The sequence below is a fragment of the Sutcliffiella deserti genome (assembly GCF_020037475.1).
In the GTDB taxonomy this organism is placed as follows: Bacteria; Bacillota; Bacilli; order Bacillales; family Bacillaceae_I; genus Sutcliffiella_A; species Sutcliffiella_A deserti.
Genome location: NZ_JAIQDB010000001.1, coordinates 846,202 through 866,612 on the forward strand (window position 1 = coordinate 846,202; position 20,411 = coordinate 866,612).

Genomic DNA, 20,411 nt, shown 5'->3' on the forward strand with positions numbered 1-20,411 from the left:
GTCTATTGGAAATCTTAATCTACCTTTTATCCCTTCTGCTTGGGCTGTCTTTTCTCTGGATCATAATTAACGGTTTCTTTTATCCTCCCTATAATAGCTGGGAGAAATTTAAAGGACAACCTCTTGTTTCGGTCCTTGTCCCAATGAGGGACGAAGAGAGAAATGTAGGTCCCTTAATCGCCAACTTAAAGGAACTTTCCTACCCAAATGTAGAATATATTTTTCTAGATGACCACTCATCTGATGCTACCTATAAATTAGTAGAAAACTTGATAAAAGGAGAGACACGTTATCACCTTTTAAAGGGCGCTCCACTAAAAAAGGGCTGGGCAGGTAAAGTTCATGCTTGTTCTCAACTGGCTAAAAAGGCAAAAGGTACCTACCTTTTATTTTTAGATGCAGATGTAAGACTCCGTTCTAATACAATTGAAAGAATGCTCCCTTTTTTTCAGAGAAAGAACATTAAATTAGTAACAGGCTTTCCACACTTCCCTGTTACTTCCTGGTTAAGCAAATTGCTTGTTCCGATACAGCATTTTGTCATCTGGCTGCACCTGCCTCTCGCTTTGGCAAACTATACTCGTTATAAACCTGCAACTGCTGCACATGGGGCATTTATGTTCTTTGAAAGAGATGCTTATCACTCAATTGGAGGACACGAGTCTGTTAAAGATTCCATCGTAGAGGATGTACATATCTCACGTATGGTGAAAAGTCATGGGTATGGCGTCTGTTTAATTAACGCTACTCCATACGTTACCTGCCATATGTATGAAACAAATGAGGAAGTATGGAATGGCTTTTTAAAAAATATTTACATTGGTATCGGGAAGTCTTCAGTTATGGTCGCTGGTTTAACCTTTTATTACAGCATTTTTTTTATTCTCCCACTACTATTAGCCTTTTTCGCTCCTTTCTACGGGGTTTGGTACACACTTCCTCTTTTACTAGTTTGGATACAAAAGCTGTATGTTGATCTTCAAACAAAGCAAAGCCTCATTCTTTGCTTATTCATGCCATTTAGCGCTATTGCATTTATCGTCATCATGCACGCCTCGATGTGGAAATCGCTAAAAAATCAAGCCTATACATGGAAAGGGCGGAATTATAAATGAAGAAGGTAATTGTTATAGGTGGAGGGCTTGGTGGTTTAGCCGCTGCTATTTCCTTAGCGGCTAAAGGCTTTAAAGTTACGATTTTAGAAAAAAACAGTCACCTTGGCGGAAAATTAATGGCTGTTCAGCTAGGTGAAACATACTTTGATTTTGGTCCAAATACAATTACCATGCCTGATGTATTTCGTGAGGTAATTGCGCTTAGCGGAGAAAATCCTGACGAGTATCTCACTTTTATTAAATTACATTCACATACAAGAAATGTCTCATCGGATGGTACTAAGTTTGATTTTAGTACAGATAGAGAAATAATGTTAGAGCAACTCAGCAGGCTTGATCCAACTGGCGCAAAGAATTATCATGCATATCTTACAAAAGTAACAGAGCTTTATAAGCTTGGACAGACACATTTTTTCCGGAGAACCTTCACATCCACCAAAGATTATCTGTCACCAAGTTTAGGTGCATCTTTTTCAAAAGTAAAACCTTTAACTTCTCTTCATCAATTTAATCGACGCTATTTTACAAATCCCTTCGTCATTCAGGCACTAGATAGATATGCCACTTATATTGGATCGTCTCCTTATATTTCGCCCGCTACCTTTGCTTTAATCTCCTATTTGGAATTAGTAGATGGAGTATATTACGCTAAGGGTGGAAATTGGAAGATAGCTGAAGCATTTGAGAAGATTGCAAGAAAATTAGGTGTAGAAATACGAACAGATTGTGCTGTTACAAAAATTGTGGTGAAAAATAAACAAGCAGTTTCTGTTGAAGTGGCTGATGAGGAAATCTATTATGCGGATATCTTTGTAATGAATGCCGATCTTTTAGCAGCATATCCTGACCTTGTTCATGAAAAAGATCGTTCACACTTTTCAAATCAAAAAGCAGCTTCATATGAACCTTCTATCTCGGCTCTGGTAATCCTTGCAGGCCTTCAAGAAAGAAATGAGCAATTGCTTCACCATTCCGTTTATTTTTCCACTAATTATCACAAAGAGTTTATCGAACTTATGAAAGATAGAAAATACGCTAGTAATCCTACTATCTATCTTAGTAATTCCTCTGTCACTGAACTGGATAAAGGTCCACATGGAGACAATCTTTTTATTCTTGTTAACGCACCTGCTGTAACAAGTAGTGCCGATAACAGCATTTTTATTGAAGAGTACAAAAAGCAGATATATACCACTCTTGAAAGTCATGGACTATCAATAAATGCCAATCTTAAAGTGGAAAAGATTATTACACCTCAAGATATTCAATCCAAATTTGGAGCTTTTAAAGGTTCCCTTTATGGTGCAGCATCCAACCGTAAGCGAGATGCATTTTTCCGGCCGCGAAACAAAGCAAGAGATATTGGAAATTTATATTTTGTGGGAGGATCAACCCACCCTGGGGGAGGATCGCCTATGGTAACATTATCGGGAATAAATGTAGCAAATACCATAGCTCAGGTTTGGGAGAATAATACTGACAGTTAAGCTGTACGGTTATAGCTTACTTTTCGTAATTTCCCCCTTGTAAGTAGTAACATTATATCCAGAAATTAATATCCCCTGAAGAAAAACCGGGCACCAACTGTCCGGTCCTTTTAGTTTAGACGCCTAGAGGATTTTTGGATTCAAATGAGATCAAAAGAGTATATTGGTGAGGCATGTTTGTACTAAACCCTCTGTTAAGCTTAATAAATCTGTCCTGGCTTTTGGTGTGTTAGATGCAAACTCCGATACATAATTCTACATCTATCTTTTTTTCGGGCACCTGGTATGCACTGTTAGTACATCATTCTTCGGATTTATTATTTTCATGTACTTTGTTCGCTCCACCTCCAAAACAAGGAAGTACACGTGGCATCATGCTTTCCGACAGAAGAACTAGCTAGCAGCGAGGGAAGTATGATAGTCTCTAGCGTCTGAAGCTAGACGCTACTTACCTTTGAGTAAAATAACGCCAACGGGAAATAGCCCCCTCCGCATAGCAGAGGGGGTACTCTTATATCCTATTCTACATTTCTAATAAAATCTTCTGTTTCTCTTCACGAGTAATATAGTGCTTTGTGTGGAAAACGCTATAATTTTTTTGACGAATTGACCCTAAGATTGCACGATATAGGTAGGCAGCACCTTTAACTGGTGTACGAGAATCAACCGGGTAAAGATCGATAGTGTTTAAAGCTAGTTCATAAAGACGCTCAGCTTCTACGGCCATTTCCTCCCAAACCTTGATAAATGCTTTATTCACTCTATGTTTTTCTAATTCTTCAATAGTGTAGCCAGCTTTTTCTAATTTTTTAATCGGTAAGTATATGCGATCACGAGCAAGGTCTTCACCTACATCTCGTAGTATGTTTGTAATCTGCATCGCTTGACCTAAGGCAATTGCGCCCTGACGCAAGGCTGACTTATTTCTTGGAGCAAGGATAGGTAACAACATTAAGCCCACTGAACTTGCTACATGATAGGAATAGTGCAGAACCTCTTCTTCTGTATAGTACATTGTTTTATACAGATCCATCTCTTGTCCTGAAATCATATCATGAAAAGCCTGAACATCCATGTCGTATCGGGAGAAAACATCATTTAACGCCAACCACATAGGATTATCTGAAGGTAAAGAACCATTGAGAAACATTAAAAAGTGCTCTTTAAACTTTTGCAGCTCTATTTTAGGCTGTACCCCCTCATCCACAATATCATCGACTTGACGGCAAAATGCGTAAACAGCCCATACTGCTGTTTTCTTTTCAGAAGGTAAAAGAAAAAAAGCTTTATAAAATGTCTTTGAATGTTCTCTTATGATATCTTCACAATGTTGATAAGCCTTTGTTAACTCGTTCATGAGAATTCACATCCTTTACCTTGGAAGGTTCGTTAAAATCTTTTAGAAGTTGATTTGCTGCAAGCTTAGCACTTTGCATTACAATCGGTATTCCTCCACCTGGATGAACAGACGCCCCTGTTGCGTATACGTTTTTCAGCGAAGAAGGCTTTGCTTGGGGACGAAACACCCCTGACTGAAGCAGTTTTGGAGCAATACCAAAGCTTCCACCTTGGAATAACCCTTCTGCTTCTGCATCGTTTGGTGTACGCACTTCCATCCACTCTATTTTCCCTCTTAGCTCAGGGAATGCCCTCTTTTCTATTTGCTTGATCATCTTGTCAATAAATACTTTCTCCTTGCTCCAATCAATATTGCCACCTGAGGGAACAGGCACTAATACATATAAAACACTTTTACCAGGCGGCGCTAGTGTTGGGTCGATCTTCGTGGGATTAAAGGTATAAAAGGAAGGATCAGTAGGGATTTTCTTATCTCTAAATACCTCTTTCATATGCATGTTAAAGTCTTCGCTCATAAAGAATTGATGCACATTCGACTGGTATTGATGATTAACACCGAAGTACAAAAGCACACAACCTGAAGATGGTATATATTTTTTCTTTTCCTTAGTGATCTTAGCAATAGAAGGAAAATCACCATTCCACACTAATCCATCTACCTTCTTCTCTTCTCCATTAACCGTTATCGCAGTTATCTTGTCTTTCTCCTTACTCATACCCTCTACCTTACTATTAAAGAAAACTTTAATGCCCTTTTCATTCATCTCCTTTAATAACACTTCTACAAGAGTGGCATATCCTCCTTTAACGTAATGAATGCCATGCGCATGCTCGCTATATGGAATCAGACTATACATAGCTGGGGCTGATAAAGGATTACCTCCAATGTAAAGTGTTTGTAGAGAATAAGCTTCCTGTAACTTAGGATTGGTAAAATAGCTGCTTGCAAGCTTTTTGGTAGATTGGTAGGCTTTTAGTTTTATTAAAGACGCTGTATTTTTCAGAGTCCAGAAATCCCGTTTTCTTGTAAACGATTTTTCGAGAAAAGCTACCTTTCCTAAATCGAAACTCTCCTTCATATCATTCATGTATCGTTGAAAGCCTTTTCCTTCACCAGGAAAAACGGCTTCTATTTCTTTCTTCTGTTTTTCAATATTTTTATATTTTGTATATACCGTACCATCTTTAAAATGAAGGGAATATAAAGTATCCAATCCTAGTAGATTCCACGATTCTTTAGGTACTCCAGCTTCATCCAGAATTTCAGTCAACATGTCAGGTAATAGGACAATCGTTGGCCCTTTATCCACCCGGTACCCCTCTCTTTCAAGAAAGGCGAGACGACCACCAGCTTGGTTATTCTTTTCATAAACAGTAACATCCAAGCCGTTCTTTTTTAAAAGAAGAGCAGTAATCATGCCACCTATTCCAGCACCGGCTATTGCTATATGCGGAATAGTCATTGAACCCTCTCCAATCTTTGAGCACGAATCTCTTTTAGTGAGAAGCTTTCGTGTTTTTCCCTTAGCAGATGTGTTGTGATTCTTGCTGATTCTAAAATAGTTGGTAAGCCGCTTCCAGGATGGGTACCGCCGCCAACCAGCCAACAGTTCTCCAATTCTTCAAATCTATTATGAGGTCTTAATACCATCATTTGTGATAATTGATGACCAAGATTAAAGGTGGCACCTTTGTAAACAAGAATCTCCTTTTCCCAGTCATCTGGAGTTAATATTTTTTCCTCTTCTATGTGTTGTTCCAAATTTTTAAAGCCTGTTTTTTCTTCTAATGTCTGAAACACAAGTTGCCTAAACGCTTCTTTATTTTTTTCCCAATCTATTTTACTGAAGTTATTCGGTACAGGAGCAAGAATGTAAAGAGCCGATTTCCCCTTCGGCGCAAGAGTGGGATCTGTCACAGAGGCATTTTGAACATAGATGGATGGATCCTCTGATAGTTTTTTAGTTTTAGTGATTTCTTCTACGTTTTTCTTATAATCCGCAGCGAAAACAATGGTGTGATGCGGCAACTCATATGTTTTATTTAAACCCAGATAGATCATGAAAGTAGAGCAAGAGTATTTTTTCTTTTCAAGCTTCTTTCTACTATATTTCCTCAGCACACCCTCATCTACAAGGTTTGTCATAATATGAGCAAAATCCCCATTTACTACCACTTCATCTGCTTCCATTTTGCTTCCATCATCTAAAATAACTCCCTTTACTTTTCTTCCATCTAGCCAAAGTTTTTTGACACCCTTGTCTAGAACAATGGTACCGCCATGCTCTTTCACTACTTTCGCCATTCCTTCGGAGAGTTGATTGACACCTCCAATTGGATGAAAAATTCCATAAGCATGCTCCATGTAGGAAAGAATGGAAAAAGCACCAGGGCACTCCCAAGGAGACATCCCTAAGTATTTCGACTGAAAGGTAAAAGCTAGCTTCAACTGCTCTGCTGAAAAATATTTGCTTAACTGATCATATAAACTGCTTCCTAAGTTGAGCTGAGGTAAGGCTTTAAGAACCTTCCATTGCATGTAATGATAGAACTTATCCATTTTCCCTTGAAGAATCGGAGTTAATGCTGCCATCTTTTGTTCTGTTTCCTTCATAAAACGACTGTACCCTGCGCCATCACCAGGAAAATACTTTTCGATGGTATTGATCATAGCTTCCTGATCTCGTGTAACCATAAAAGATTTATCCGGAAATACTAGTTCATACATATCCTTTAGTTCTATTAATTTTATGTAGTCATGAAGATCTCTATTAGATTCATGAAATATTTCTTCTGCAATGTGGGGCATACTTAGGAAAGTCGGACCCATATCAAAGATAAATTCACCTAACTTTATGGAAGAGTTTCTTCCCCCAACATAAGATTGTTTTTCAAGTACTGTCACGTTATATCCATTTGCAGATAGCATCATCGCGGCCGCCAATCCACCTGGGCCCGCCCCTATTATAATTATTTTTTTACTCATCCCTATGCCCCCGCATCTGCATTTTAGAAACTGGCCTTCTAACTAAACAAACATTATACAAATATTATACACAACATGATTATATGATACAAGAATTATTGTATTTCATGTACTTACTTTGCTCGGGAATGTACATCATCCTGCTCCAACGCCTCTTTTCATGTACTTACTTTGCCCGGGAACGTACATCATCCGCAGCCTCATCCTCTTTTCATGTACTTACTTTGTTTCTATGAGATAATATCCACTAGTATACTAAGCTTGTCTTTAAATAGACTAAAAAAGTTCCCCCTCTACAATGCCCTACCACCGTAGACAGGAAACCCCGCAGTCATAACTCAAGGAATCGACCTAACACCCATGGCTAAGCCAACCCTTAACATAGCAATCTATTCTTTTATCGTAACACCATACTCTGTAAACCATACGTGAATTTGAGCAAGATGTGCTAGCAGTTGTGGGCCGGTCATAAGTTGCCCAAACCACGGAACTTGAAATGCCTTGCCTTCTGAATTTACAATCTCCTGCAGTTTCTCTTTTTGTAAAAATTCCAACAACGGAGTATTTTTGTCTTGCAAGATTTCCTGCAGCCAATTTTTCACCAGTTTTGTGTACACTGGATGATGCGTTTTAGGATAAGGACTCTTTTTTCGATAAAGAACTTCATCTGGTAGAACACCCTCTAAAGCTTTACGTAAAATACCCTTTTCCTGATTACCATGCATTTTCATTTCCCAAGGGATATTCCAGACATATTCCACAAGCCGATGATCGGCAAATGGTACACGCACTTCCAAACTGGCTCCCATGCTCATTCTGTCTTTTCGATCAAGCAATGTTGTCATAAACCATATCATGTTCAGATAAAAAAGCTCTCTTCTATGTGCTTCTTTTTTGCTTTCTCCATCTAAACGGGGAGTCTCTGCAATCGTTTCTTCAAATCTTGCAGTTATATAATCATCCAATTGTAATTTCTGCTTCCATTCAGGCCGAAGAAGATCCATCCTCGCTTCTGTAGAACGCATCCAAGGAAAATTTCTTGAAGCCAAATCTTCAGGACGGTGAAACCATGGATAGCCACCAAATATTTCATCTGCACATTCACCAGACAAACCAACAACATAATTTTGTTTTATCTCACGACAGAACCATAACAAAGACGAGTCAATATCTGCCATTCCTGGTTGGTCCCTTACTAGTACTGCTTCTTTTAAATTGGCAGCAAGACTTTCCTGAGATATAACTGAATAGTGATGGACTGTTCCAAATGTTTCTGTCATTTTTCTAATCCATTTCTCATCTGAGTTAGGCTGAAATTCATTTGCTTTAAAATATAGATTATTCTCCTCATAATCAATTGAATATGTGTGTAGAGGTGATTTTCCTTCCTTTTTAAAGAAATTAGCGGCTACTGCTGCTATTGCACTTGAATCAAGACCTCCAGAGAGAAATGTACAAACAGGTACATCTGATACTAATTGTCTTGTTACAGCATCTGTAAATAAATATCGAACCTTTTCCACTGTCTCATCAAAACTATCCGTATGTGGTTTACTAGTTACATTCCAATACCGTTTTATTCGTAAACCATTACGCGAATAGATTAAAAGATGTGCCGGACGAAGTTCATTGATATCTTTAAACAAGCCATGCCCTGGTGATCTGGATGGACCTAATCCGAATATTTCCGCTAAGCCATCATAGGAAACCTCACTTGTAATCGACGGATGCGCCAGAATGGCTTTAAGTTCTGATCCAAATAAAAGCTTTCCATTTTTTTCATGATAAAATAATGGCTTTACTCCAAGCCGGTCTCTTGCGACAAATAATTGTTCTCTTTGTGAATCCCAAATAGCAAAAGCAAAAATTCCGTTTAAATGATCCAGGCATTCTTCCTTCCACTCTATATAAGAAGTAAGTAAAACCTCTGTATCGGAATGTCCTTGGAAGGTATATCCTTTTTGTACTAACTCTTTTCTTATATCCTCCGTATTATAGAGCTCCCCATTATAGCAGATGGTATACTGATATCCATCTTTCTCTCTTGTCATTGGTTGTACCCCACCCTTGGGATCTACCACCACTAGACGCTTATGTCCGAATGCTGCATGATCATCCAGCCAAATATTTGTATCATCAGGGCCTCTATGTGATAATGTTTCTGCCATTTTCTTCACGATAGGCTCTTCATGCTTTATTGATTTTTGGTAGTCTACCCACCCTGTTATTCCACACATATAAATATCCACTCCTTAATCAAGGCTTTTTTATACTATGCAAATAAGGCTTATACCATGAATTTTTAGAATGCTTCAATCCCTTTTTCCGTGTTAGTCCTCCTCTCAACCATTTCTTTTGGGCCTAATGTTAATCTAAACCAGGTTTATGAGCGGAATTTTTTGTTTAAAGAGATAAAAAGAAGGGCAGAATTTGGGAATAAGGATAAAGCATTACTATACGTTCATCACTGGAGGAATACCTGTGAATCTTCAAAAAAGACGAAACATCATATACAGTCAAAAACGTTCCTATACATGTGGAACAGTTGAAAATATTAATGAACAGTGGATTTTTTTTGAAGCGGAAGATGATGAAGCCTTTTTACTTGAGGAACTAACGGAAAATGGTATTGAAATTCTTCTTTCTAACGAATGGGTGCCTGGTGTCTTTTTAGAGACTGGGGAAATTTTGCTGCAAACACAACACCTTTATGAATTGAACAATGGGGATGCAGTAAGAGTAAGGAAGCGTCTGCCGTACCCTTACATGGAATTACTTGAGGAGCTCCCAGAAGAGGCATTTTATCGGTTTACTAAACTATTGAACTCAAATGAAATATCTTTATATGATTGCATTTACTGCCATAATACCATGCAATTTCTTGAAGAGAAGAACCAAAGAGGCGTTAATTTCTTGGTCTACGACAACGGAACTCTCATCTGCAGTGTTCAGCATCACTTTTCTAGGGAAAAGCACGGTGCCGACCGATTTGAATATACCCTTCAAACAGGGAAACGCTATATGATTGCAAATCTCGAACAACGTAAAGCAGAATAATAGCAAAAAAAAAGCCGTCAATCCCTTGCGCTTTTTTGCAAAGTGATTAGCGGCTTTTTTAATTTGGCGCATTTCTAAAAGGTTGTTGCTATAAGCTTTTAAAAACGGTATTTGGGTTTTTCGAAGCCCAACTCACTTAAAATGAAGAGTAATTTTTTTAATTTTACAGAAAAAGAGCACGACAGCAACGATTGTAATGGTGGTGTGGTACCAACTTACGTAAAATCAACATAAAAGCGAACACAACCTTAAAACTAATAAAATCGACTCTCGATAAAATGTTCAAAGTCATCAACTTTACACGGTTTGGACAAGTAAAATCCTTGAGCGACATCACAAGAAAGATTATCAAGCAAGTGCAACTGCTCTTCTGTTTCAATACCCTCTGCAATGACTTTTAAATTCAAACCTTTTCCCATAGTAACAATTGCGTTTACAATAGCAACATCCTTCGTATCGAAACGTAAATTTTTAATAAAGGAACGATCAATCTTTAAATTGTTAATTGGTAAATCCCTTAAGTAACTCAAGGAAGAATAACCAGTTCCAAAGTCGTCTACTGAAATTTGCACACCAAGATTTTGCAATTCTTGCATTAAAGCAATACTATACGTTGCATTCCGCAGCATTACACTTTCAGTTAATTCAAGCTGCAAATAAGAAGGAGCAAGTCCACTCGCTCCCAAAGCTTTCTTTACCTCGTCGATAAAAGAAGACTGTTGAAATTGATGTGCTGATACATTTACGGAGATGGTTAGATAACCAAGGCCTTTCTCTTGCCATCTTTTAGCATCTTGACAAGCAGTCATCAATACCCAAGCTCCGATTTCCGTAATAAGTCCTGTTTCCTCTGCTAATGGGATGAATTCTGCAGGAGAAACAAGCCCTAACTTCGGATGATTCCAACGAATAAGTGCTTCTGCACCAATGACCTTATCTGATTGAATATCAACAAACGGTTGGTAACATAAGAAAAACTCTTTTTTCTCCAAAGCTTTTCTTAAATAGCTCTCTAATTCAATTCTATAGAGTGCCTGGTTGTTCATATCGGTAGAATAAAATTTGATTCGATTGCCGCCAATCTTTTTTGCTTGGTTCATTGCGGCATCCGCATTTTTCAGAAGGCTATCGTCATCAATCCCGTCATTTGGGTACATACTCACGCCGATACTAGCTGTTACATAAAATTCTTGGTCATTATATACTATCGGTTTTTTTATAACATTCAGAAGCCCTTGTGCCACATTTATTACTTCGTCAATAGACTTGATTGAAGCGAGTAAAAGGGTGAATTTGTCTCCTCCAAAGCGTCCTAAATAGCTTGATGCCGGGATAGTCTTTTGCATTCTTTCAATAATTAATTTTAGTAATTCATCTCCAACATAATGCCCCAAGCTATCATTAATAAGTTTAAATCGATCAAAATCAATAAATAGAATCGCTATTTTTTGCTTTACTTTTTTTAATTTAATCTCTCTTAGCTCATTACACAACCGTTCACTGAAATTTTGTCTGTTTGGAAGAGCTGTTTCAGGATCATAATAGGCTAGATATGCTACTCGTTCTTCTGCTTTCTTTTGGGCAGTAATATCTCGTCCTATACCATAGATTCCCGCTTTCTGCCCATCCACAATTATCGGAATATGCTTTATTAAATACGTACTTTCTTGACCATCTCTTTCTACTAGTTTTACTTCATAGGTCTGCTCAATACCTTGCAGTGCTTTATAGAAATGATTGGTAACACGTTCTACGTCATTTGGTTTTAAAAATGATAGGGCGCTTTTTCTCAAAAGTTGTTTTTCTGTAAAGCCAAATATCTCTGAAAATCTTGGATTCACACTCAAAATTCTGCCGAATAGATCTATGGAAAAGACAATATCTGTATTGTGATCAAATAAGGATTTATACCTTTGCTCTGATCTTTCCATGCTTTTATTAAGCTCCACAACGTCTTGCGAGGACGCATCGATTAAATGGGAAAGACCAAGAACAGCATTAGAAGCACCCGTAATATCGAAATCGATATCTAAAGCAGGAATTACTCCTACATCACTTGATTCACTAAGAGCAATATGAATGGATGAAAAGCTCACATAATCAATTTCTCCTCTTGAAGGATTAATAATTTCTCCGTAGGAAAAGAAACCAAATGTCGGAGCTATTTGTTGGTAGATATCTATTTCTTTTTGAACAAAATCATTAAAATAACGCGCTCTCGCCATGCTAGTAATAGTGAATATGGATTCAACAGGTTTGTTTTGAAGTTTTTTTACATACTTTGTAGAATTGTCAATTATCCCTTGGTAATCAGCATATGAAAAAGTAAATGTTTCCCCTTGGAACACTTCTCGGTCTACTTGTATCAAACCATCCTCTAATACACTTATAATAAATAGCGGTGTTTTTTTACCGTTTCTTGTTGCCATTAACGGGAATAATGAACCACTGGACGGCAAACCTTTCACAACATGCTCACCTAAGTATTTTCTTAGAAAATCGAGGGGCTTTTTATTATTTATTTCTTTAATTATGTTGCCTGTTGATTTAGTTATGGAGAAGGAGGTACCAATTTCTTTCCAACTGTTGCTTGTAAAAGGATATACATTTAATTCATCACTTTCAAAGGTTATTGCAATCAGTCCTGTACGACTTATTATGTAATCGTTGAGCCACATAAGTGTTTCTCCAGAGGTAGAATCAACGCCCATTATGGCTCCGAAAATATAAGTTCCGCTAGAATGTTCTGCCAGACTTTTTATTATCGGATCATATTCATGATGAAGTCCATTTCCTAAAAAGATTACAAGTTTCGTAGAATCTGTAAACAATTGATGCAGCATGTCTTTTCTCATGCTCCCATGTGAAATATCTTCTATAGGAAAGAAGGTGGTATGTAAACTTGTTTTTTCAAACACTACAAAAGATAGCGCAACTTCATTGGTTGAAATCTTTCCGTTGCATATCTCTCCGGTCGTATTTGCACCTACAAGATGAGCATGTGGGAGCTTGCAAATGATTTCAGTTATCCATGCATGTAGCAAGTCATTGTCTTTTATTCTAGTATACATTTGAATAAACACCGAAGAAGAATCATCAATTTGATGCTTCTGGATAAATCGACCTATATCATTTAGATGTGAGCAGACGAGATTGTACATTTTCATAAGTAATAGCTCCTATAAGTTCTACATCTTTTTACATATTAAGTGTTTTATGGACAATTTGTTTAATTTAACTTTACCATAGTTATAGTGTGGAAAACATGGAAAGATGAAAACATTCGTAGAAGAATATAGGTGGTGAATTTCACCCAAACAAATACTCCAACCTGATAATAGGCTGTACTCCGTTCCACTCCCTGTTGTTTTCTGCTTTAGCTATAAGTTCTTGTGTGGCCCCCACAGCCTGCAGAAAGTGAAGACTGGCGCAGTAAAAAGACAGAAAAATTAAAAAAGCCTGATCATTTTATCAATAATCAGGCTTCTAAACGTATGCTTTATAGGTTGTTTTCGCATCTTATGTTGCTTTTACATTTGCTGGATATACTCTGTAAACACTGTCCTTGTCGTGCTCTTTTCCTATTTAAATTATAAAAGTTACTTTTAATTTTACATGGGTAGGACAGTAAAAAATCTAATTGCCGATCTTTTACGAGAGATTAGTAAACAATCCTTATGAAAAGAGTCCTATTAAAAAAACTTAAAACCCATAGACATGCTAAACCCTAAATAGATAACATATACAAGTGCAAGAACAAATAGTACCCAAAATACTGTTGTGGATTTCGCTTTTCTTGTTCGAACGGTAATCATCTCCATTAGACCAATGACAACAATCCCGACGAGTGCCTTCCATAGATAAGCTCCGTTGATATTGATTTCTAGTAAAAGAAGAATGCCTGTAGCAACAATTAGTATGTAGAACAGTCTTAGAGTCATGCTAACTATTTTGGCGCCTTTTGCTTTTCCGCTTTTATGCAAAGCAAGGACAACTAAAAATAAAATAAGTGCGATTGCCCAGGTAGTAATATGAGCATGTGTCATGTCTTTTCCCCCTTAATTTCATGTATAATACAATACTATTATCATACCATGTTTCTCTAGAAAACCTAAACAAAACTTCTTTTAGGGCTTTATATAAGATTTTGAATTTTAACAATGATATAATATTTATTGAAAACCATAACATTGATTAGATGGAGGTATTTCAATATGACAACAAAAACACATGATATCATTAGCCAGACTGAAAAATTTGGTGCAAACAATTATCATCCGCTCCCTATAGTTATTTCAAAGGCGGAAGGTGTTTGGGTGGAAGACCCTGAAGGAACGAAATACATGGATATGTTAAGTGCATATTCAGCCGTAAACCAAGGTCATCGACACCCGAAGATCATTGAGGCATTAAAAGAGCAAGCTGATAAAATCACGCTTACATCTCGTGCATTTCATAATGATCAGCTTGGACCTTGGTATGAAAAAGTAGCAAGTTTAACAAATAAAGACATGGTTCTACCGATGAATACGGGGGCTGAAGCAGTCGAAACTGCCGTGAAAGCTGTTCGGCGCTGGGCATATGACGTTAAAAAAGTACCTGTCAATCAAGCAGAAATCATTGTATGTGAGGATAACTTTCATGGTCGGACTATGACAGCCGTTTCAATGTCTTCTAGTGAAGAATATCAGGAAGGCTTTGGACCGATGCTACCTGGCATCAAGGTTATTCCATTTGGAAGCATTGAAGCCCTGAAGGATGCTATAACACCCAATACTGCTGCTTTTATTTTCGAACCTATTCAAGGCGAAGCTGGTATTAATATCCCAGAAGAAGGCTTCTTGAAAGAAGCCTTAGAAGTCTGTAGAGCTAACAATGTTCTCTATGTTGCAGACGAAATCCAAGCAGGCTTAGGGCGCTCAGGTAAATTATTCGCTTGTGACTGGGAAAATGTCGAACCTGATATGTACATATTAGGTAAAGCACTTGGTGGAGGAGTATTTCCTATCTCTTGTGTTGCGGCAAACAAGGAAATTCTTGGAGTCTTTAATCCAGGATCTCACGGTTCTACATTCGGCGGCAATCCGTTAGCATGTGCAGTTTCCATCGCCTCTTTGGAGGTAATTGAAGAAGAAAATCTTGTAGAAAAGTCCTATGAGCTAGGAAACTATATGCAAGAGCAGCTACGGTTAATCAAAAATCCAATTATAAAAGATATCCGTGGCAGAGGTCTGTTTATCGGCTTAGAATTAACCGAGGCAGCCCGCCCATACTGTGAAAAGTTAAAAGAAGAAGGACTTTTATGTAAAGAAACGCATGAAACAGTTATCCGTTTTGCCCCACCTCTTGTTATATCAAAAGAAGACTTGGATTGGGCCATTGAAAAAGTGAAAAAGGTTTTATCGGTTTAGAATATCTGTAGGACGCTAAGGCCAGGCACCAATAGGTGCCTGGCCTTAGTTTATAGAAAAAATGGTTTCGAAATTATAACTTTAGTTGTGGTGAGTATTTCAGAATTTTATTAGCTGGTCAAAGTTCCACAAAATATTTAGAAAACTGAGTTGATTGGAGTGGAAGGCACGTGAAGGGGGGCCACTGAAAAACTGAAAACATATAGTTTTGGGTGGCTTCTAGCTGTGGATTGGAGCAAATGGCGTAGACTCCAGCGGGGGAGTAGCGACAAACTTGAGACCCCGCAGGGCATTGCCCGAGGAGGCTCAAGGTCGCCCCGCGGAAAGCGAAGCCTTTGCGGAAAGTAACAGCGGTGTTTAACCCAAACCTAAAATACGGAAATCAACAGGCTTTATTATACAACTATGCAAAAATACTGTAGACAACCTCGGAATACCTCGAGTTTATCTACAGTCTAAGGCCAGGCACCAATAAAGTGCCTGGCCTTTTTGCTGTTTACTATTCCACGCTATTAACCAACCGCCCGATCTGTTCCACTTCTACTTCAACAACGTCCCCTTTTTTCAAAAACCTTGGAGGTAGAAATCCTTTCCCAACGCCTGCTGGTGTTCCTGTTGCTATAATGTCCCCTGGCTCCAAGGTCATTCCTTTAGAGAGTGTAGCAATAATTTCAGGAATTTGGTAAATCATTAAACCGGTATTGGCCTTTTGTCTAATTTCCCCATTTACTTTTGTGCTAATTGTAAGTTTATGCGGATCAGTAATAACTGATTTATGAACGATGAACGGTCCCATTGGGCAAGAAGCATCCAAGCTTTTTCCTAGAAAAAATTGTTTATGTTTTGCTTGTAGGTCTCTTGCGGTAATATCATTTAGTATTGTGTATCCAAACACATAATCCATTGCATTATCTGCCTTAATGCTTTTACCTTGTTTTCCAATAATCACTGCCAGTTCGCCTTCATAATCAAGTTGATTTGTTAGATCTGCATGAAGAAGAATATTTTCTTGATCACCAATTACAGATGTAGGCGCTTTTGTGAAAATCATAATATGTTCAGGGATATCATCAACACTACCCATTTCAAGCACATGGTCTTTATAATTCTTCCCTACACATAGAACATTTTTACTTGGCCGAGGAATTGGTGCGAGCAAGGTTACATCCTCAATTTTATATAAATAACGGGAAGAATTATTTTGCTTTTGAACCCAATTTCGTAAATTGATACAAATTTCTATGAATTTATCTTCTAATTGAATACATTCTAATAACGTTTTGGGGATATTCATCATCTCCCCTACCATTTCCGCCGCTTTGTGTAAATCAAGAATAAACTGTTGTGCCTCATCTGTTATACCAATAAAAGTTTCTCCTTTGAAGATTCCTGTGACAAAATACATAGAATATGCCCCCTTCTTTTACTGTAGTAGTTTGTTGTATTTTGTTGTATTTTGACTTGTTTTATCGAAGTGCTTTTTTTATCTTCGACAGCGTGGCATAATGAAGCAAACGATTGCATCCTAATAAATTGGAGAAGATTATCATGTTATCTTTAAGAATCGAAGTAAAAAGAAAACAAATGATACAATATGCTAATAAATATGGATTCACTTCCTATAAAACGATAAAATGCAGCCAAGAGCTTGATACACTTCTTAACAAACAATGGAAAGAACTAAATCCACTTTCACAAACCAATCATTATTTTTATACGCCTTGAGATGTGAGTCATACGACTTACATCTCTTTTTGCTCTGTTTTGGATCTTAATGCCGCAGCTCAACAACGGTGTTTAATACTGCCTTATTTTTTAAAGGTAGATCGTTTACCATAGGTCCCGATTCTCCATAACCATTCAAGCGGACCGTAATGAAAATGAGAAAGCCACCATTTGCTTAATAATATTTGGGCTACAAAAACGGCCAATACTAGTATCAAGCCATTGAACGGATTAAAATCTCCATATAATCCAAAACCATAGCTATAAAAAAGCAAGGTACATACTACTGACTGGAATATGTAATTCGTTAAACTCATCTTACCTACGTATTTAAATGGAGCCAAAATTCTTAAGCCAATTTCTTTTCTTGTAGCTAACACTACCGTCAAGAAATAGAAGATGGCACTTGCAGGTCCTCCAAGTGAATCCTGAATATACTCTGTAACGAGATTTTTATCAGTGTAATATGGTAAAAGTTTAAATACTAAAGTCAACAGGAGAGTGACGATCCACAATTTTTTAAGAAGCCCCAGTTTCTCTTCAACCTTCCGTAACCAGTTTCCCTTAGCCGCTGCTGCACCAAATAAAAACATGGGCAATACAGATAAGATGATAAACACCCCATTGCCAAGGTTAACAAACGACCAATCTTGCACTCGCTGCTTTGTGATGTCCATAAAAGACCCATGTGCATAAATTTCCAACGATTGAATCGCATAGAGCTGCAATTCTTCATACATTTGCAAATCTCCATCCATTACAGCCAACAACATAAGTAGGATAAGTGTCAGTCCAAGTGTTGGAAGAACGATTAGGAGAATTCCAGTCCAAACCATCGCTTTTGAAGATATATTTCTCATTATTAATAAAATAAATCCGGTAATAGCATATGTAATTAAGATATCTCCATGCCATATCAGGAAAGCATGCAAACACCCGAAAATTAATAACAAAAATAATCTTTTTGAAAAGTACTTAGGTACAGACAGATTTTTCTCTTCTAATCGTTTCGTAAAAAGGATAAAGCCATAACCAAATAAAAAGGAGAATAAGGTATAGAAGCTTGCCTGAGCTATTATATCAACAAAACTTATTGTCCATAGATCAAGAGTCTTAGACCAGTAAGTGTGTTGTTCAATATACAGCACTGGTGAGAAGAAGGAAGGTATATTCACTAAAAATATTCCCAGTATCGCAATCCCTCTAATTATATCTAATGCTACAATTCTATCTTTTTCCTTGGTTGGTGCTGCATGCATTCCACTTCCCCCTTTTATTTTCTCTGCTATTTATTATAGCTTATTTCCCTTAATATTCCTATAATCGATACCGGTCAGATATTTAATATAATGGATTCATACACTCACAATACCAGGCGATTGTCATAGAATATGACTATACCAAAGCGTAGTTTTATAATCTTTAAATTTCAAATTAAAGGAGTTACCGTTATGCCTGCTATAGTCGGAGCTGTAAATGTTAACAGTATAGGGAATTCTGGTATCTTCCATATTGGTGATGTTTTTCAGATGTCCCCTTACAGTGCCGCCAAAACATTTGCCGGATCTGGAAGCTTTAATACCGGCGATCGCATCTCGATAAGCAATTCAAATAGCCAGACAAATACCTATGATCAGGATGTTAACGATCAACCTATAGCTTTGAATATGTAAGGATTTTTCTTAATTCATATGGGGGTAGAAAAATGTCTACCAATTATTTTGTTAACCAGAACATTGTCATCCATCAGATAAAAATAGGAGGGGTCACTAACTCCTCTGTTTTCCAAATAGGAAGTGCCGGAGTAATAAAAGCGATCTCGACCTTAAACAACACAGGAGGCTTTACTGGCCCCGCTCCTGAGTCTAGTGCAGAGTTGGAATCAGAGCAAACCTCCACCAGCTCTTTTACCGGACCATTTGTACCTTTAAAATAAACCGGTCTCAATGTAAAAATATAGGCATTCACCCAACTAACATTATTTGCATACATTACATTGTCTAAGAATGTAGCGGAAATAGTGCTCATGAAAGGGGTGATCATATGTACTATAACTTTCAGCAATATTTTTATGAATCCCAGCAGCAAATGTTAAAGCTAAATGAAATTGTTGATAAACAAGCAAAACAGATTACAGCATTAGAAGAAATGATCAAGCAAATGCAGCAGGAGATCATCCAGATGAAAGAGAAACCGAGCATGAATATAGAAAAGATTGAATATAAATTCGACCAGCTGAAGGTAGAAACTTTAGAAGGTACACTGAACATTGGCTTAACACCAGGACCAGGTACCCAGGGCGATATTGAAGACTTCGTTGTTACCAAAAATAATTTAGAGGTTCCTGTTCCCAAGCGGAATCAGCAGCTCAGCAAGGAGATTGAAACAGAACTAAGAGATCATTTAACCAAAAACGGTCATAATACCATCAAAGAAATTGCACAAAGGAACAATCGGTCAATAGAAGAGCATTATTATGACTTTATGATTCAGGATGTTAGTAAACAACTTCCAAAACGGATTGAACAAACATTAAATCAATTTACCACAGAAGCCATTCAACATGGTTATAGTGATGAAAAGATAAAAGAAATAACGGTTATGAAATTACAGGAGGATATGAAGAATGCTTTTACAGCTTTTATTCAGACACTCCCAAACTCTAAATAAGTGTGGTGGAATTTTATGAATTTTAATGTTGTTAATCATGGTCTTCAAGTACAAAATATAGATGTGTTAGGTGTTTCATCCTCTTCTGTTCTTCTTGTAGGAGACACTCAAACGATTTGTTTAACTTCGTATTTTGATACTCCTCCAGAGTCTTTAATAATCGGTCCATTTGTACCTCTGACAACGGAATAGTTTAATGAGAATATCACGGGTTAATGAAGTGAATGTATTATCTTTAGCATTTAGTTCGTATTTGCATATTGGGGATTCTTTTCACATTAATGCCAAGAACAAAGCACTGGCAGTAAAAAGAGAATTTCCACGGTATTATGGAAACGAAGGGAGTTTTGATGCCTACTCTATCTTTTCCATCGCTTCACCTATGACAGTCATCGATGAACCTCTTTGTATGAGTGTGAAAAACCCTAATCCAAATATTTGTGTTGATAACATAACCGTTAATGGGGTATCCTCCTCTTCTGTGCTACAAATCGGTTCTTCTCAATCTATCTATGCAGAGGCTCGAGTGAAGCATATTCGGCAGCTTATCGGAAAAGTTCCACCATCCTTCCCAACATCACAAAAAAAGGAGGAATAACAC

Annotated in this window: 18 protein-coding genes; 10 read left to right on the forward strand and 8 right to left on the reverse strand. The window is 37.5% G+C overall.

The features are described from left to right. The first annotated feature begins 5 nt into the window (after nucleotides 1-5). Nucleotides 6-1,115: a glycosyltransferase gene (locus K9B36_RS04165; protein ID WP_223700731.1), complete on the forward strand. Its 1,110-nt coding sequence runs from the start codon at nucleotides 6-8 to the stop codon at nucleotides 1,113-1,115. Then, entirely contained in the window at nucleotides 1,112-2,602 is a 1,491-nt protein-coding gene (locus tag K9B36_RS04170) for a phytoene desaturase family protein (RefSeq protein WP_223700732.1), read from the forward strand. Before K9B36_RS04165 ends, K9B36_RS04170 begins: the two co-directional genes overlap by 4 nt. Before the next feature lie 523 nt (nucleotides 2,603-3,125). Here K9B36_RS04170 and K9B36_RS04175 read toward each other — a convergent pair. From K9B36_RS04175 to asnB, 4 genes are all read right to left on the reverse strand, one after another. Next, a complete protein-coding gene (locus tag K9B36_RS04175; protein WP_223700733.1) occupies nucleotides 3,126-3,959 on the reverse strand; it encodes a phytoene/squalene synthase family protein in 834 nt (277 codons plus the stop codon). Continuing rightward, nucleotides 3,925-5,424 carry a phytoene desaturase family protein gene (locus K9B36_RS04180; protein ID WP_223700734.1) on the reverse strand — a complete coding sequence of 500 codons (1,500 nt, stop codon included), beginning with the start codon at nucleotides 5,422-5,424 and terminating at the stop codon, nucleotides 3,925-3,927. Before K9B36_RS04180 ends, K9B36_RS04175 begins: the two co-directional genes overlap by 35 nt. Beyond that, nucleotides 5,421-6,947: a phytoene desaturase family protein gene (locus tag K9B36_RS04185; protein WP_223700735.1), complete on the reverse strand. Its 1,527-nt coding sequence runs from the start codon at nucleotides 6,945-6,947 to the stop codon at nucleotides 5,421-5,423. The genes K9B36_RS04180 and K9B36_RS04185 overlap by 4 nt, the downstream gene beginning before the upstream one ends. Before the next feature lie 389 nt (nucleotides 6,948-7,336). After that, nucleotides 7,337-9,184, reverse strand: a complete 1,848-nt coding sequence (gene asnB, locus K9B36_RS04190; RefSeq protein ID WP_223700736.1) for an asparagine synthase (glutamine-hydrolyzing) — start codon at nucleotides 9,182-9,184, stop codon at nucleotides 7,337-7,339. A 244-nt stretch (nucleotides 9,185-9,428) separates the two neighbouring features. On the opposite strand from asnB, the gene K9B36_RS04195 reads away from it, so the two are divergent. Further along, nucleotides 9,429-10,004, forward strand: coding sequence for a DUF2777 family protein (locus K9B36_RS04195; RefSeq protein WP_223700737.1), 576 nt, complete (start codon nucleotides 9,429-9,431; stop codon nucleotides 10,002-10,004). A 254-nt stretch (nucleotides 10,005-10,258) separates the two neighbouring features. On the opposite strand, the gene K9B36_RS04200 is transcribed toward K9B36_RS04195, so the two are convergent. Both K9B36_RS04200 and K9B36_RS04205 read right to left on the reverse strand, forming a co-directional pair. Beyond that, on the reverse strand, nucleotides 10,259-13,171 hold the full coding sequence (locus K9B36_RS04200; RefSeq protein ID WP_223700738.1) for a bifunctional diguanylate cyclase/phosphodiesterase: 2,913 nt from the start codon (nucleotides 13,169-13,171) through the stop codon (nucleotides 10,259-10,261). Nucleotides 13,172-13,696: 525 nt separating this feature from the next. Then, nucleotides 13,697-14,050 carry a YisL family protein gene (locus tag K9B36_RS04205; RefSeq protein ID WP_223700739.1) on the reverse strand — a complete coding sequence of 118 codons (354 nt, stop codon included), beginning with the start codon at nucleotides 14,048-14,050 and terminating at the stop codon, nucleotides 13,697-13,699. 168 nt (nucleotides 14,051-14,218) lie between these two features. On the opposite strand from K9B36_RS04205, the gene K9B36_RS04210 reads away from it, so the two are divergent. Beyond that, complete coding sequence (locus tag K9B36_RS04210; RefSeq protein WP_223700740.1) at nucleotides 14,219-15,415, forward strand: ornithine--oxo-acid transaminase; 1,197 nt, start codon at nucleotides 14,219-14,221, stop codon at nucleotides 15,413-15,415. A 499-nt stretch (nucleotides 15,416-15,914) separates the two neighbouring features. Here K9B36_RS04210 and K9B36_RS04215 read toward each other — a convergent pair whose 3' ends face one another. Continuing rightward, nucleotides 15,915-16,820: a fumarylacetoacetate hydrolase family protein gene (locus K9B36_RS04215; RefSeq protein ID WP_223700741.1), complete on the reverse strand. Its 906-nt coding sequence runs from the start codon at nucleotides 16,818-16,820 to the stop codon at nucleotides 15,915-15,917. Nucleotides 16,821-16,963: 143 nt separating this feature from the next. On the opposite strand from K9B36_RS04215, the gene K9B36_RS04220 reads away from it, so the two are divergent. After that, complete coding sequence (locus K9B36_RS04220) at nucleotides 16,964-17,140, forward strand: aspartyl-phosphate phosphatase Spo0E family protein (RefSeq protein WP_223700742.1); 177 nt, start codon at nucleotides 16,964-16,966, stop codon at nucleotides 17,138-17,140. An 83-nt stretch (nucleotides 17,141-17,223) separates the two neighbouring features. Here the strand turns inward: K9B36_RS04220 and K9B36_RS04225 are convergent, their stop codons facing one another. Further along, nucleotides 17,224-18,399, reverse strand: a complete 1,176-nt coding sequence (locus K9B36_RS04225) for a DUF418 domain-containing protein (protein ID WP_223700743.1) — start codon at nucleotides 18,397-18,399, stop codon at nucleotides 17,224-17,226. A gap of 192 nt (nucleotides 18,400-18,591) precedes the next feature. Here K9B36_RS04225 and K9B36_RS04230 point away from each other — a divergent pair, with 192 nt between their 5' ends. The 5 genes from K9B36_RS04230 (at nucleotide 18,592) to K9B36_RS04250 (ending at nucleotide 20,408) form a co-directional block, all read left to right on the forward strand. After that, nucleotides 18,592-18,813 (forward strand): spore germination protein, encoded by a 222-nt coding sequence (locus K9B36_RS04230; protein WP_223700744.1) that lies wholly within the window; start codon nucleotides 18,592-18,594, stop codon nucleotides 18,811-18,813. A 32-nt stretch (nucleotides 18,814-18,845) separates the two neighbouring features. Next, nucleotides 18,846-19,076 (forward strand): spore germination protein GerPB, encoded by a 231-nt coding sequence (locus K9B36_RS04235; protein WP_223700745.1) that lies wholly within the window; start codon nucleotides 18,846-18,848, stop codon nucleotides 19,074-19,076. A gap of 107 nt (nucleotides 19,077-19,183) precedes the next feature. Continuing rightward, a complete protein-coding gene (gene gerPC / locus K9B36_RS04240) occupies nucleotides 19,184-19,810 on the forward strand; it encodes a spore germination protein GerPC (RefSeq protein ID WP_223700746.1) in 627 nt (208 codons plus the stop codon). A 15-nt stretch (nucleotides 19,811-19,825) separates the two neighbouring features. After that, nucleotides 19,826-20,002, forward strand: a complete 177-nt coding sequence (locus K9B36_RS04245; protein WP_223700747.1) for a spore gernimation protein GerPD — start codon at nucleotides 19,826-19,828, stop codon at nucleotides 20,000-20,002. Between the two features lie 4 nt (nucleotides 20,003-20,006). Further along, nucleotides 20,007-20,408 carry a spore germination protein GerPE gene (locus K9B36_RS04250; protein WP_223700748.1) on the forward strand — a complete coding sequence of 134 codons (402 nt, stop codon included), beginning with the start codon at nucleotides 20,007-20,009 and terminating at the stop codon, nucleotides 20,406-20,408. The last annotated feature ends 3 nt before the right edge of the window (nucleotides 20,409-20,411 follow it).